The organism is Methylobacterium sp. Leaf99 (genome assembly GCF_001422375.1).
Classification (GTDB): Bacteria; Pseudomonadota; Alphaproteobacteria; order Rhizobiales; family Beijerinckiaceae; genus Methylobacterium.
In genome coordinates this window covers 869,942-883,167 of the sequence record NZ_LMMU01000007.1, presented here as the reverse complement: position 1 = coordinate 883,167, position 13,226 = coordinate 869,942, and the positions used below count along the sequence as shown (strand labels likewise).

14 protein-coding genes are annotated in these 13,226 nt (G+C 69.2%); 13 read left to right on the top strand and 1 reads right to left on the bottom strand.

The window, feature by feature from the left end; genetic code table 11:
* The first annotated feature begins 77 nt into the window (after positions 1 to 77).
* The 5 genes from ASF28_RS14975 to ASF28_RS14955 all read left to right on the top strand — a co-directional run bounded on the left by ASF28_RS14975 (position 78) and on the right by ASF28_RS14955 (position 5,499).
* The gene (locus ASF28_RS14975) at positions 78 to 1,169 is read left to right on the top strand and encodes an alkene reductase (RefSeq protein WP_056094014.1); all 1,092 of its coding nucleotides are present in this window, start codon (positions 78 to 80) and stop codon (positions 1,167 to 1,169) included.
* Between the two features lie 190 nt (positions 1,170 to 1,359).
* Positions 1,360 to 3,258 (top strand): PAS domain S-box protein, encoded by a 1,899-nt coding sequence (locus tag ASF28_RS14970; protein WP_244475025.1) that lies wholly within the window; start codon positions 1,360 to 1,362, stop codon positions 3,256 to 3,258.
* 2 nt (positions 3,259 to 3,260) lie between these two features.
* A complete protein-coding gene (locus ASF28_RS14965) occupies positions 3,261 to 3,893 on the top strand; it encodes an HAD-IA family hydrolase (protein ID WP_056094008.1) in 633 nt (210 codons plus the stop codon).
* A gap of 107 nt (positions 3,894 to 4,000) precedes the next feature.
* Entirely contained in the window at positions 4,001 to 4,225 is a 225-nt protein-coding gene (locus ASF28_RS14960; protein ID WP_056094006.1) for a hypothetical protein, read from the top strand.
* A 176-nt stretch (positions 4,226 to 4,401) separates the two neighbouring features.
* Positions 4,402 to 5,499: a GGDEF domain-containing protein gene (locus ASF28_RS14955; protein WP_056094003.1), complete on the top strand. Its 1,098-nt coding sequence runs from the start codon at positions 4,402 to 4,404 to the stop codon at positions 5,497 to 5,499.
* 78 nt (positions 5,500 to 5,577) lie between these two features.
* Here ASF28_RS14955 and ASF28_RS14950 read toward each other — a convergent pair whose 3' ends face one another.
* Entirely contained in the window at positions 5,578 to 6,075 is a 498-nt protein-coding gene (locus ASF28_RS14950) for an outer membrane protein assembly factor BamE (RefSeq protein ID WP_056094000.1), read from the bottom strand.
* 209 nt (positions 6,076 to 6,284) lie between these two features.
* Here ASF28_RS14950 and ASF28_RS14945 point away from each other — a divergent pair, with 209 nt between their 5' ends.
* The 8 genes from ASF28_RS14945 to ASF28_RS14910 all read left to right on the top strand — a co-directional run bounded on the left by ASF28_RS14945 (position 6,285) and on the right by ASF28_RS14910 (position 13,190).
* Positions 6,285 to 6,854: a ubiquinol-cytochrome C chaperone family protein gene (locus ASF28_RS14945; RefSeq protein WP_056093997.1), complete on the top strand. Its 570-nt coding sequence runs from the start codon at positions 6,285 to 6,287 to the stop codon at positions 6,852 to 6,854.
* Positions 6,851 to 7,360: a YceD family protein gene (locus tag ASF28_RS14940; RefSeq protein ID WP_056093994.1), complete on the top strand. Its 510-nt coding sequence runs from the start codon at positions 6,851 to 6,853 to the stop codon at positions 7,358 to 7,360. Before ASF28_RS14945 ends, ASF28_RS14940 begins: the two co-directional genes overlap by 4 nt.
* A gap of 140 nt (positions 7,361 to 7,500) precedes the next feature.
* A complete protein-coding gene (gene plsX, locus ASF28_RS14935; RefSeq protein ID WP_056093991.1) occupies positions 7,501 to 8,535 on the top strand; it encodes a phosphate acyltransferase PlsX in 1,035 nt (344 codons plus the stop codon).
* 28 nt (positions 8,536 to 8,563) lie between these two features.
* Positions 8,564 to 9,541 (top strand): beta-ketoacyl-ACP synthase III, encoded by a 978-nt coding sequence (locus ASF28_RS14930; RefSeq protein ID WP_056094267.1) that lies wholly within the window; start codon positions 8,564 to 8,566, stop codon positions 9,539 to 9,541.
* 94 nt (positions 9,542 to 9,635) lie between these two features.
* Positions 9,636 to 9,959, top strand: a complete 324-nt coding sequence (locus ASF28_RS14925; protein WP_056093988.1) for an integration host factor subunit alpha — start codon at positions 9,636 to 9,638, stop codon at positions 9,957 to 9,959.
* Between the two features lie 8 nt (positions 9,960 to 9,967).
* The gene (locus tag ASF28_RS14920) at positions 9,968 to 10,483 is read left to right on the top strand and encodes a MerR family transcriptional regulator (protein ID WP_056093985.1); all 516 of its coding nucleotides are present in this window, start codon (positions 9,968 to 9,970) and stop codon (positions 10,481 to 10,483) included.
* A 110-nt stretch (positions 10,484 to 10,593) separates the two neighbouring features.
* Positions 10,594 to 11,037, top strand: coding sequence for a hypothetical protein (locus ASF28_RS14915; RefSeq protein WP_056094264.1), 444 nt, complete (start codon positions 10,594 to 10,596; stop codon positions 11,035 to 11,037).
* Between the two features lie 200 nt (positions 11,038 to 11,237).
* Positions 11,238 to 13,190 carry a PrkA family serine protein kinase gene (locus ASF28_RS14910; protein WP_056093982.1) on the top strand — a complete coding sequence of 651 codons (1,953 nt, stop codon included), beginning with the start codon at positions 11,238 to 11,240 and terminating at the stop codon, positions 13,188 to 13,190.
* Positions 13,191 to 13,226 lie beyond the last annotated feature (36 nt).

Here is a 13,226-nt window from a genome sequence, read left to right as displayed (position 1 = left end):
TTACGGCTCTCGAAGCCGCTGCGTCCGAACGGTGCAGCGCGCTTCCGTTCGTCCTTGAAACAACGCGAGAGCCCGCAATGCCGAGCCTGTCCGACCCGATCCGCATCGGCGCGATCGAAGCCAAGAACCGCATCTTCATGGCCCCGCTCACCCGCGGCCGCGCCACCCGCGCCCACGTGCCGACGCCCATCATGGTGGAGTATTACACCCAGCGCGCCGAGGCCGGCCTCATCATCACCGAGGCCACCGGCATCAGCCAGGAGGGCCTCGGCTGGCCCTACGCCCCGGGCATCTGGTCCGACGAGCAGGTCGCTGCCTGGAAGCCCATCGTGAAGGCCGTGCACGACGCCGGCGGACGCATCGTCTGCCAGCTCTGGCACATGGGCCGCATCGTCCATCCCGACTTCCTCGACGGCGCCAAGCCGATCTCGGCCTCGGCCACGACGGCGCCGGATGCCGCCCACACCTATGCGGGCAAGAAGCCCTATGCCGAGGCGCGCGCACTCCCCGTCGCGGAGATTCCGCGCCTCCTGGCCGATTACGATCGGGCCGCCCGCAACGCCATCGCGGCCGGCTTCGACGGCGTGCAGATCCACGCGGCCAACGGCTACCTCATCGACCAATTCCTGCGCGACGGCTCCAATTTCCGGGACGATCGCTACGGCGGGTCCATCGAGAACCGTGTCCGTCTCCTGACCGAAGTGACCCGGACCGTCGCCGATGCCATCGGGGCCGACCGCACGGGCGTGCGCCTCTCCCCCAACGGCGCCATCCAGGGCGTCGACGATTCCGACCCCGATGCCCTGTTCGGTGCCGCCGCCGCCGCCCTGTCGGAGATCGGCATCGCCTTCCTCGAACTGCGTGAGCCGGGCCCCGAGGGCACCTTCGGCACCTCGAACCACGCCCCCGTCGCCCCGACCATCAAGGCGGCCTTCGACGGTCCCCTGGTGCTGAATTCGGACTATGACGGCCCGAAGGCCCAGGCCGTGCTCGATGCCGGACAAGCCGACGCCATCGCGTTCGGCCGGCCGTTCATCGCCAACCCCGACCTGCCCGCCCGCCTGATCGAGGGTGCCCCCCTCAACAAGGACGAGCAGAAGACCTGGTACAGCCAGGGACCGGAGGGCTACATCGACTATCCGGTCCGGTCCGGCGCCCGGGCTGCCTGACGCGACGGCCGCCTGAGGCGGAAATAGCCTGACGCGAAGGCCGTCCCGCGCGGCCGCATCCGGCGCCCGAACCGATATCGGGCGCCGGATATGATACGATCGGGCAGGGAAGCACGGCCATCGTTGCGGATCGAACTTTGACGGATTCGTCAGGCGCCCTATCTGAACACGCCGACGAGGACTCCTGCTTTTGACCGCGATCACTTCCTGCGATGGCCCGGGTGCCGACTGGACCGAGGCCGAACGGCTCGAAGCCCTTCGCGACGCCAAGATCCTCGATACCGGCCGGGACCCGGCCTACGACGACCTCGTCCGCATCGCCGCGGTGGTCTGCGCCGCCCCCGTCGTCCTGATCAGCCTGGTCGACGAGACGCGCCAGTGGTTCAAGGCGCGCCTCGGCTTCGAACCGTCCGAGACGCCGCGCACCGTGTCCATCTGTGCGCATGCCATGCGGAACGGTCCGCTCCTGGTGATCCCGGACCTCACCGCCGATCCGCGCACGGCCGACAATCTCCTCGTCGTCGGCGAGCATCGCCTGCGCTTCTACGCCGGTGCCGTCATCCGCTCCCAGGGCGGCCTGCCCTTGGGAAGCCTGTGCGTCCTCGACCGGGTCGCCCGGCCGGACGGGCTGACCTCGGTTCAGACGGAGACCCTCGAAGCCCTGGCGCGCCAAGTCGCCACCCTCATCGAGCTGCGCCAGGCCCGCGAGGCGGTCGCCGTGCGCGAGGCGGATCTCGCCGCGAGCGAGCGCCGCTTCCGCGTCATGACCGGTGCCATGCCCCAGATGGTGTGGACCACGCGACCCGACGGCTTCCACGACTTCTACAACGACCGCTGGTACGCGTTCACCGGCGTGCCCTACGGCTCCACGGATGGCGAGGGCTGGAACGGCATGTTCCACCCCGACGATCAGGAGCGCGCCTGGACCCGATGGCGCCACAGCCTCGCGACCGGCGATCCCTACGAGGTCGAGTACCGCCTGCGCCACCACACCGGGATCTACCGCTGGACCCTCGGACGGGCGATGCCCCTGCGCGATGCCGAGGGCCGCATCGAGCGCTGGTTCGGCACCTGTACGGATATCGAGGACCTGAAGCGCGCCGAGGAAGCGGCGCGCAAGCTCGCGGCCATCGTCGAGCATTCCAAGGACTTCATCGGCATCGCCGACGAGGACGGCCAAATCCTCCATATCAATGCGGCCGGCCGCCGGCTGGTCGGCCTCGCCGATGCCGACGCGGCCCTCCGCACCACCGTGCCCGACTACTTCATGCCCGAATGCCAGCCGACCGTGACCGGGACCGTGCTGCCCACCGTGCGGCGGGACGGCTGGTGGGAGGGGGAGCTCGCTTTCCGGCACTTCGGGACGGGGGAGGGGATTCCGGTCCTGTACAGCGTGTTTCCCGTGCACGACACGCGCGGTGCGCTGATCGGCTACGCCACGGTCACCCGCGACCTGCGCGAGCGCAAGCGGGCCGAGGAAGCCCGCGACCTGCTGATCAAGGAGCTCTCGCACCGCATCAAGAACATCTTCGCCGTGGTCGAAGGCATCGCGGCCCTGTCGGCCCGCACCGATCCGGCGGCCCGTCCCTTCGTCGCCGCCTTTCGCGAGCGCCTCGGCGCCCTTGCCAACGCGCACGAATACGTCCGTCCGCATTCGCCCGCGAGCGCCCCCAAGGTGCAGGGCCAGACCCTGTTCGGCCTCATGCGCCTGATCATGGCGGCCTACGTTCAGGATGGCCGCGAGCGCATCGTGCTGCACGGCGACGACATCGCCGTCGGCGACCGCTCGGCCACGGCGTTCGCCCTGATCATGCACGAGCAGGCCACCAACGCCATGAAGTATGGCGCCCTGTCCACGGAGGCCGGGACCGTGCGGCTCACCGGGCGCCGCGACGGCGAGACCTACGAGCTCGTCTGGGCCGAATCCGGCGGACCGGCCGTCTCCGGGCCTCCGACCCGGCGCGGGTTCGGCACCGTCCTGGCCGAGCGCAGCGTCGCCGGCCAACTCGACGGCACCCTGGAGCACGATTGGGATGCCGCCGGCCTCGTGATGCGCCTCGCCGTTCCGGCCGCCAACCTGACCGCGTGAGCATGCGGCCCTATCGCCTCGTGGCGTTCGATTTCGACGGAACCCTCGCGGACAGCTTCCCGTGGTTCACCCGCGTCATCGACGGGGTGGCCGACCGCTACCGCTTCGCCCGGATCGCCCCCCACGAGACGGAACTCCTGCGCGGCCTGGATGCCGCCGGCATCGTTCGCCACCTCGGCATCGCCCCCTGGAAGCTGCCCTTCATCAGCCGGCACATGCACGGGCTCGCGGCGCGCGACATCGCCGACATTCCGGTGTTCCCCGGCATCCGGGATGTGCTGGCCGAACTCGACGCCATGGGGATGCCGCTCGCCCTCGTCAGCTCCAACACGCGGACCAACATCGACGCCGTGCTGGGTCCGGACGCCCGGCGCTTCCGCCACCATGCCTGCGGCGCCTCCCTGTTCGGCAAGGGCAAGCGCCTGCGCGCCCTGATCCGTGCCGCCGGCGTCGCGCCCGACACCGTCCTCTACGTCGGAGACGAAATCCGCGACCACGACGCGGCTCGCACGGCGGGCTGCGATTTCGCCGCCGTGGCCTGGGGCTATACCCGCATCGAAGCCCTTCGGGAGACGGGGCCGGCCCTGGAGCTGTCGACCCCCGGTGAGATCGTGGCGGCGGTCACGGGCGCGTGACCGCCGAGACACACCGAGCCGGAAACGGTCCCCGACCCGGCCGTGACGGATTGCCCGCCGAGGCCGGGTCGAGCACGATTCCTTAACACTACCGAAGCGGGGTCGTCATGCCGATGCAGAGCCAACGCGGGGGCGGGGAGGGGACGCTTTCCGTCCCGCACGACCACGAGGGCGGGGCCCGGCCGCAACGGCACGACCTCGCGCCCCACATCGTCGCCAGCCTCGCCGGTGGCCTGCGGAATGTCTACGAAGCGCGGCCCGCCGCCGATATTCCCGATGCCTTCGCCGACATTCTCCTGCGAATCGAGGCCGCCGAGCGCGCCCTGCGCTGAGATCTCGCTTGGTGTGTCCGATCCAGGCGCGAACGATCCGGCGTATCGCTCAAGCAAAGCCATCCGCGACGTCGTAACCGGATCGGGGTCCGTCCGTCGCTTAAGCTTTCGTGAGGTACTTTTAAGCCTTTCACGGTAGGACGCGTCGAAGCCGCGCTTGCCACGAAGTCGCTCCGATGTCCTCGATCCCCGACGTGCCGACTCTGAGCCTGTGCAGCATGCTCGCCAGTGCGGCCTTCGCGCTGGTCTACCTGACGTTGTGGCGCGCCCGGGCCGGTCAATCCCATATGCTGGATTGGGCCGGGAGTTCAGCCCTCTACGTTGCGACCATGCTCGGCTTCGCGCATCTCGGGCATGACCCCGTTGCGGTGGCGATCCTGCACGGATCGCTCGGCGTCAGCGATGTCCTGATCCTCACGGGGGTGTATCGGTTCGACGGCGTGAAGCCGTTTCGGGCCTGGATGCTCCTGATCCCCCTCGCGCCAGGCGTCGGGTACCTGGGTCCCGCCCTCCTGGGGAGCCCGATGGCCGCGCAGGTGGGCGGCACCGTGGGGCTCGCGTTCGCCATGCTCGTCGTCGGTTCGATCCTCGTCGGCGGCCGGGGCGGGGCGTCCGGGGGAGGCCGCCGCATCGCCGGCTTCGCCCTCCTCGCCTACGTCCCCGGATACATCCTGACGATCGTCATGCTCCTGAGCGGGAGCCGGATTCCCCATGTGGCGGCCCTGGTGCCGCTGCTGTCCGACCAGATGCTCCTGGCGATCCTCAATCTCGGCCTCATCGCCATGCCGGGCGAGCGCGCCCAGACGGCCCTGCGCCGCATCGCCCTGCGCGACACCCTGACGGGCGCCCTGAATCGGGCCGGCCTCACGGCGCACAGCCCCGCGATCATTGCGCCGGATACGGCCGTCGTCGCCATCGACGTCGATCACTTCAAGGCCATCAACGACCGCCACGGGCACGCCGTGGGCGATCGGGTGCTGGTGGCCCTGGCGACCTGCGCCATGCGCCGCGCCTCGGGGCGCGACCTCGTCGTGCGCCTCGGCGGGGACGAGTTCGTCGTCGTCCTGGCCGGCACGCCCCGCGAGGGCGCCCTGGCCTTCGCGGCGGATCTGCGCCGTGCCCTCGCGCTGATCCCGGATCTGCCGGCCTGGACCGCCAGCATGGGGGTGGCGATGGTGGCGCCCGGCGAGGGGGACCTCGACGCGGCCATCGCCCGCGCCGACGGGGCGCTCTACGCGGCCAAGGCCGCGGGGCGCGACCGCGCCGCCGCCTGAGGCCTTTCATTCCCCCAGACGAAAAAGGCCGCCTCCGTTGAACGGAAGCGGCCCCGGGCCGTGTGACGTGTCGGAGCGCTACTGTCCGGCGCGGGCGCCCGGAACGACGCTGGCGCCCTTGCCGCTGCCGAAGGGCTCGTACCGGGTCAGGCCACGGAAGAGCTGGCTGATGAAGGCCCGGTCGGCGCCGCTCGTCGGGGTCGACCGCTCGATGAAGTCGAACACCTTGCCGTCCTGCAGGCCGTAGAGCGCCACGCGCTCGACCTTGAAGGCCGGGGTGAAGTAGACGGCCGTGACCTTCTGGTCCTCGATCTGCTCGCCGAGGAACAGCACCGTGCGGCGGGTGTTCTGGCTGATGTAGTACCAGCTCTTGTTGCCCACCGTGGACACGGTGGAGGGCGTCCCGAGGATCGTCAGAACCTGCTCGGCGCTCATGCCGGGCTTCACCGTCGCCAGGGCGGCCTGATCGATCTGGTAGCCGTGGCGGAGATCCTCGCCGATGCAGCCGGCGAGCCCGGTGCCGATGAGGCCGAGGACGGCGAGACGCGCGAGCGGCGAAACGAAACGGCGCGACATCGACCACCCTTGATCTTGCTGAAGAACTGAACGCGTCTGCGGCGGGGAGCCCGACACGGCAACGGAATTCCCGGGCAGGCGCGAAGACGGTTGCACCTTGACCATTCGTTGCCGTACCGCGGGGTTATGGTTTTGACAAGGCAAGCGGGGCCACACCCGGCCCCTCCCCATCCGCTCCGCGCCGTCGTCCACGCCGGAAGGAGTGGCGCATGATCGGCCGCCTGTTCGGGCGCGTGAATCCGCGCGAAGCGATGATCCGTGACCTCCACGTCCGCATCAACGCGGCGGCGCGGGCCCCCGCGCTCTATACGGCGCTCGGCGTGCCGGACACGGTCGAGGGGCGATTCGAGTGCCTCAGCCTGCACGTAATCCTGGTGCTGCGGCGCCTCAACCGGCTTCCCGACCCGGCGGGGGAGGTGGCGCAGGACCTCGTCAACGCGGTCTTCCTCCAGCTCGATTCCTCCCTGCGCGAGAGCGGGATCGGTGATTTCGGGGTGCCCAAGCGCATGAAGAAGCTCGGCGCTGCCTTCTACGGCCGGGCCGCGGGCTACGATGCCGCCCTCGATGCCGCCGATCCGGATGCCCTGGCCCGGTCCCTGGCCCGCAACGTCCTCGGCGTCGACCATGCGGCTGACGCCGCGGGGCTCGCGCGCTACGTGATGGCGAGCGACCGGGCGCTGGCTAGCCTCGACCTCGACGCCCTCGTCGTCGCCGGGCCGCGTTTTGCCGCCGTCCAACCACCCGCCGGGACGGCGGAGCAATCGGGAGTTTCGCGATGACACGGGATCAGGCGGTCGGTCCGCTCTCACGCTCGATCCGGGTCGACCGGATGGCGCGGGCCCAGGGCGATTTCATCGTCACGGCGACGCCGGAGGAATGCGCGGCCCTGGCGAGCGATTTCGGCATCCCGGCGATCCGCGACCTCGTCGGACGTTTCCGGGTCGGCGGCACCCTGGAGAACCTCACGGTGACGGGGACCGTCGCGGCCGTGGTCACGCAGATCTGCACGGTCAGCCTCGATCCGTTCGAGGCGTCCGTGTCGGAGGCCGTCGATGTCCTCTACACCGATGGCGAGATCCCCACCGGGCACGACGCCGACGATATCGACGTCCCCGACGCCATCGTGAACGGGCGCGTCGATTTCGGCCTCCTCACCGCGGAGTTCCTGGCCATGGGCCTCGACCCGTATCCGCGTAAGCCGGGCGCGACCTTCGAGGCGGCGGAGACCGATCCGGAGGACGCGCCGCTGGCCGGCCTGCGGGCCCTGCGGGGTGGGAAGGACTGACGAGCGGGGTCGGCCCGTCAGATTTCGTTTGCCCGGAGGGCGCGAGTCGCTATTTTCCGCCGCGCCGTGACCGAGGCCGCCCCGATCCGGCCCTCGTTCGCACGCGCTTTCTCGATCACGAGGCCTTCGGCGAACTCCATATGTCCCAGAGAGTGTGCATCTCGCTCGACGCCATGGGCGGCGACCACGGCCCCACCACGGTGGTGCCGGGCGCCGCCATCGCCCGCGAGCGCCATCCCGAGATGACGTTCCTGATGTTCGGCGACGAGGCGGTGCTGACGCCCCTCGTCGCCGCCGAGCCGCGCCTGAACGGTGCCGTTGAGATCCGCCACACGGCCGTGGCGATCGCCATGGACGAGAAGCCGAGCCAGGCGGTCCGCACCGGCCGCGGCAAGTCCTCCATGTGGAAGGCGATCCAGGCGGTGAAGGACGGCGAGGCCGATGCCGCCGTCTCGGCCGGCAACACCGGCGCCCTCATGGCCATGTCGAAGATCTGCCTCAAGACGCTCGCCGGCATCGAGCGCCCGGCCATCGCCTGCCTGTGGCCCACCGTGCGCGGCGAGAGCGTCGTGCTCGACGTCGGCGCCACCATCGGGACGGACGCCGACCACCTCGTCGAGATGGCGCTGATGGGATCGGCCATGGCCCGGATCGTGTTCGATCTCGACCGCCCCACCGTGGGGCTGCTCAACGTCGGCACCGAAGAGATGAAGGGCAACGAGGCGGTGAAGGAGGCGGCGCGCCGCCTGCGCGAAGCCGACCTGCCGAACCTGAGCTATCACGGCTTCGTCGAGGGCAACGACCTCGGCAAGGGCACCGTCGACGTGGTGGTGACGGAGGGCTTCACCGGCAACATCGCCCTGAAGACCGCCGAGGGGACGGCCAAGCAGATCGGCACCTACCTGCGCGCGGCCATGAGCCGGACCCTGTCGGCCAAGATCGGATACTTCTTCGCCCGTCACGCGTTCAAGGCCCTGCGGGAGAAGATGAATCCGAGCCGGGCCAATGGCGGCGTGTTCCTCGGGCTCGAGGGCATCGTCATCAAGAGCCACGGTTCGGAGGACGCGCACGGCTTCGCGGCGGCCGTCGACCTCGCCCACGACATGGCGCGTCACGACCTCATGCGAACGATCCGCGACATGCTCGAACTGACACCGGCGGGGGCTTCCTCGTGAAGTGGCCCGCCCAGGCGAGGACGATTCGATGACGTGCTTGCGCTCCGTGGTGGTCGGCTGCGGCTCCGCCCTGCCGGCCCGATGCGTCACTAACGCCGCCCTGGCCGAGACCGTCGACACCTCCGACGAGTGGATCGTTCAGCGCACGGGCATCCGCCAGCGCTACCTGTCGGATGCCTCGGAGACGACCTCGGTGCTCGGCACCCGCGCGGCGAAAGCCGCACTGGACGATGCCGGCCTCACGGCCGCCGACATCGACCTCGTGATCTGCGCCACCTCGACGCCGGACCACACCTTTCCCGCGACGGCGACGCAGATCCAGGCCGGCCTCGGCATGACCGGTGGCGTCGCCTTCGATCTCCAGGCCGTCTGCGCCGGCTTCGTCTACGCCGTGACCACCGCCGACAAGTTCCTCGTCACCGGCGCGGCCCGGCGGGCGCTGGTCGTCGGCGCCGAGACGTTTTCGCGTCTGCTCGACTGGGAGGACCGCACCACCTGCGTGCTGTTCGGCGACGGTGCCGGCGCCGTGGTGCTCGAAGCCCGGGCGGGCGAGGGCACGAGCGCCGATCGCGGCGTGCTGACGTCGAGCCTGCGCTCGGACGGGCGCCACCGCGAAAAGCTCTACGTCGACGGCGGTCCCGGCTCGACGGGCACCACCGGGCACCTGCGCATGACCGGCAAGGAGGTGTTCCGCTTCGCCGTCGGCTCGGTGACGGACGTCATCGACGACGCGTTCCGGGCCTCGGGGACGACGGCGGACGACCTCGACTGGTTCGTGCCGCATCAGGCCAATCGGCGGATCATCGAGGCGTCGGCCGACAAGCTCGGCATCGCCCGCGACAAGGTGGTTCTGACCGTGGACCGGCACGGCAACACCTCCGCCGCGTCGATTCCCCTGGCCCTGGACGTCGCCCGCAAGGACGGGCGGATCAAGGACGGAGACCTCGTGATGATCGAGGCCATCGGCGGCGGCTTCACCTGGGGCGCCGCCCTGATCCGGTGGTGATCCGTCTGTACGGTTGACCCCGGCATCGACGCCGATTAGCGTGCCCCCTCAGAGAGATAACCAATAAAATTCGAATTGCCGCGGGGACAGACGCATGTCGGGAAAGACGGTCACACGCGCCGATTTGAGCGAGGCCGTCTACCAGCAGGTCGGCCTCTCGCGCACGGAATCCTCGGCCCTCGTCGAGACGGTGCTGTCCGAGATCTGCGCGTGCCTCGCCAGCGGCGAGACCGTGAAGCTGTCCTCGTTCGGTTCGTTCGTGGTGCGCAGCAAGGGCCGGCGCGTCGGCCGCAATCCGAAGACCGGCGTCGAGGTGGCCATCGAGCCGCGCCAGGTCATGGTGTTCAAGCCGTCGAACGTGCTCAAGGCCCGCATCAACGGCATGAACGGCGTCGGCGATCACGACGACGACGAATGAGGTCCTCCATGCCGTTCGTCGCCGCCGAACCGCGCGATCCGCAGGAGAAGAGCGCCACGGCCTTCCGCACCATCAAGGAGGCCGCGGACGACCTCGAAGTCCCCCAGCACGTCCTGCGCTTCTGGGAGACGCGGTTTGCCCAGGTGCGGCCGGTCAAGCGCGCCGGCGGACGGCGCTACTACCGCCCCGACGACGTCGATCTCCTCCGGGGAATCCGGTGCCTGCTCCACGGACAGGGCTACACCATCAAGGGCGCGCAGGGCATCCTGCGGGAGAAGGGCGTGCGCTTCGTCCAGAGCGTCGGCCGGGGCGAGGCCGAGGTGGCGGCGCCGTCCCTGCCGGCGGGGCAGGACCGGCACGAGGACGCCGTCGAGGCCGATGCGGAGCCGGGCGGAGTGTCGCCGGACGCGCACCACACCCTGGGGGCCGCGCTTCAGGACCTCTACGCCTGCCGGGCGATCCTGGCGGAGCTGGGCCGCATGGCCGACGGGGACGTGCAGCCGCGCGCGCCCGGCGGCGTCTGACGCCTGTCCCCGGGCTCGACGGGTGGCCCTCGCATCCCCACATCGACCGGACGCGTTCGCCTAACCCGATGCCGTCGCATGGGGTCGTGGGCCGCTCCGGAGTGTTCTCGATGTCGCTTGCCCGTTCGACCGCCGCCCTCGCCGCAGGTCTGTTGATGACCGCGCCCGCCTTCGCCCAGACCACCGTGACCCGCAGCGAGACGGCGGCGCCCGGCAAGTCCGTGCGCCTCGCCATCGTGCCCAACCTCAAGAAGGACTGCACCGCGGGGCCGATGCCGGAAATTCGCGTCAGCGGCGCGCCGAGGAACGGCTCGCTCATCACCAAGGTCGGTAAGATCAAGACGCCGGCCAAGTACCGGTGTCCCGGCAAGGAAGCGGCCGTGCAGGCGATCTTCTACCAGAGCAAGGACGGTTACACCGGGACCGACGAGGTGACCGTCGACGTCAAGGATTCCGACGGGAACGTGCAGACCCAGAACATCCGCATCACCGTCGATGCCGCCAAGAAGGAGGCCCCGGCCAAGGACGCGGCCAAGTCCGGCACCGATCTCTGAGGCGAAGAGGCCTCCGCCGGACCGCGCCGTCTCGGACCGCGCGGTTCGGAATCGACGGGGTCCCGACCCCGTCGAGATCGCCGGTGTGGCACGCAATCCACGCTCCCCCCATGCGTAGACCGCACTGCGACAAAACTGGGCCTGTCAGTTGCATCCCAGCCGAGACAGGATGAAGCTGTCGCTGTCGCGAGGGGATCGGAATGCCAATGCCATCGACGAACGACCTGTTCCAGAGCTTCACACGGGGTTACGAGGCGCGCCGCGATACGGAGATGAGCCTCTCCGAGTTTCTCGAAGCGTGCCGTGACGAACCTCTGATGTACGCCACCGCGGCCGAGCGCATCCTCGATGCGATCGGCAAGCCGGAATTCGTGGACACCGCCAGGGACGCGCGCCTCGGCCGGGTGTTCATGAACCGCACGATCCGGGTCTACCCGGCCTTCTCCGAGTTCTACGGCATGGAGGAGACCATCGAGCGGATCGTCTCGTTCTTCCGCCATGCCGCGCAGGGACTGGAGGAGCGCAAGCAGATCCTCTACCTCCTCGGCCCCGTCGGCGGCGGCAAGTCGTCCCTCGCCGAGCGCCTCAAGGCCTTGATGGAGGTCCACCCCATCTACGTGCTGAAGGCCGGCAACGAGGTCTCGCCGGTTTTCGAGAGCCCGCTCGGACTGTTCGACCCCGAGGTCATGGGGGCCGAGATCCAGGAGCGCTACGGCATCCCGCGGCGCCGCCTCACCGGGCTCATGAGCCCCTGGGCCCTGAAGCGCCTCGACGAGTTCAACGGCGACATCTCGAAGTTCAAGGTGATCAAGGTCAGGCCGTCGCGCCTGCGCCAGATCGGCATCGCCAAGACCGAGCCCGGCGACGAGAACAACCAGGACATCTCCAGCCTCGTCGGCAAGGTCGATATCCGGCGCCTGGAGACCCTGAGCCAGGCCGATCCCGACGCCTACTCGTATTCGGGCGGCCTCAACCGCGCCAACCAGGGCGTTCTCGAATTCGTCGAGATGTTCAAGGCGCCGATCAAGATGCTCCATCCCCTGCTGACGGCGACGCAGGAGGGCAACTACGTCGGCACCGAGAACATCGGCGCGATCCCGTTCACGGGCATCATCCTCGCCCACTCGAACGAGTCCGAGTGGCAGACCTTCAAGGGCAACAAGAACAACGAAGCGTTCATCGACCGCATCTACGTCATCAAGGTGCCCTACTGCCTCCGGGTGACCGAAGAGCAGCACATCTACGAGAAGCTGGTCTCCGGCTCCGAGCTGTCGCAGGCCGCCTGCGCACCCGGCACCCTCGAGATGCTGGCCCGGTTCTCGGTGCTCTCGCGCCTGCGCGAGCACGCCAACTCCAACGCCTTCTCGAAGATGCGCGTCTACGACGGCGAGTCCTTGCGCGAGGTCGACCCCCGCGCCCGCTCCATGCAGGAATACAAGGACTCGGCCGGCGTCGACGAGGGCATGGACGGGATCTCGACCCGCTTCGCCTTCAAGGTGATGGCCGCGACCTTCAACCACGACACCACGGAGGTCTCGGCCGACCCCGTGCACCTCATGTACGTGCTGGAGCAGGCCCTGCGCCGCGAACAGCTCCCGCCCGAGACCGAGAAGCGCTACCTCGAATTCATCAAGACCGAGCTGGCGCCGCGCTACGCCGAATTCATCGGCCACGAGATCCAGAAGGCCTATCTCGAATCCTACCACGACTACGGACAGAACCTGTTCGACCGCTACATCGACTACGCCGATGCCTGGATCGAGGATCAGGACTTTAAGGATTCCGAGACGGGCCAGTTGCTGAACCGCGAACTTCTCAATCAGGAGCTGACGAAAATCGAAAAACCGGCCGGCATCGCCAATCCGAAAGACTTTCGGAACGAGGTGGTGAAGTTCGCCCTCAGGTCCAGGGCGCAGCATGGCGGGCGCAATCCGTCCTGGACGAGCTACGAGAAGCTGCGGGAGGTGATCGAGCGGCGGATGTTCTCCCAGGTCGAGGAACTGCTGCCGGTGATCTCCTTCGGCTCGAAGAAGGACGGCGACACCGAGAAGAAGCACGGCGAGTTCGTCGACCGGATGGTGGCGCGCGGCTACACCGAGCGGCAGGTCCGCCGTCTGGTCGAATGGTACATGCGGGTGAAGCAGGCCGGATAGGACGACCGCACGACGAGGGCGGCCGCCGTCGCGGCG

What these genes read in the sequence shown, in the direction of transcription:
- ASF28_RS14960 (WP_056094006.1), top strand. Translation starts at nt 4,001, where the DNA reads ATGCCGATGCAGAGCCAACGCGGGGGCGGGGAGGGGACGCTTTCCGTC.
- ASF28_RS14945 (WP_056093997.1), top strand. Translation starts at nt 6,285, where the DNA reads ATGATCGGCCGCCTGTTCGGGCGCGTGAATCCGCGCGAAGCGATGATC.
- ASF28_RS14955 (WP_056094003.1), top strand. Translation starts at nt 4,402, where the DNA reads ATGTCCTCGATCCCCGACGTGCCGACTCTGAGCCTGTGCAGCATGCTC.
- ASF28_RS14950 (WP_056094000.1), bottom strand. Translation starts at nt 6,075, where the DNA reads ATGTCGCGCCGTTTCGTTTCGCCGCTCGCGCGTCTCGCCGTCCTCGGC.
- ASF28_RS14920 (WP_056093985.1), top strand. Translation starts at nt 9,968, where the DNA reads ATGCCGTTCGTCGCCGCCGAACCGCGCGATCCGCAGGAGAAGAGCGCC.
- ASF28_RS14965 (WP_056094008.1), top strand. Translation starts at nt 3,261, where the DNA reads ATGCGGCCCTATCGCCTCGTGGCGTTCGATTTCGACGGAACCCTCGCG.
- plsX (WP_056093991.1), top strand. Translation starts at nt 7,501, where the DNA reads ATGTCCCAGAGAGTGTGCATCTCGCTCGACGCCATGGGCGGCGACCAC.
- ASF28_RS14915 (WP_056094264.1), top strand. Translation starts at nt 10,594, where the DNA reads ATGTCGCTTGCCCGTTCGACCGCCGCCCTCGCCGCAGGTCTGTTGATG.
- ASF28_RS14975 (WP_056094014.1), top strand. Translation starts at nt 78, where the DNA reads ATGCCGAGCCTGTCCGACCCGATCCGCATCGGCGCGATCGAAGCCAAG.
- ASF28_RS14925 (WP_056093988.1), top strand. Translation starts at nt 9,636, where the DNA reads ATGTCGGGAAAGACGGTCACACGCGCCGATTTGAGCGAGGCCGTCTAC.
- ASF28_RS14910 (WP_056093982.1), top strand. Translation starts at nt 11,238, where the DNA reads ATGCCAATGCCATCGACGAACGACCTGTTCCAGAGCTTCACACGGGGT.
- ASF28_RS14930 (WP_056094267.1), top strand. Translation starts at nt 8,564, where the DNA reads ATGACGTGCTTGCGCTCCGTGGTGGTCGGCTGCGGCTCCGCCCTGCCG.
- ASF28_RS14940 (WP_056093994.1), top strand. Translation starts at nt 6,851, where the DNA reads ATGACACGGGATCAGGCGGTCGGTCCGCTCTCACGCTCGATCCGGGTC.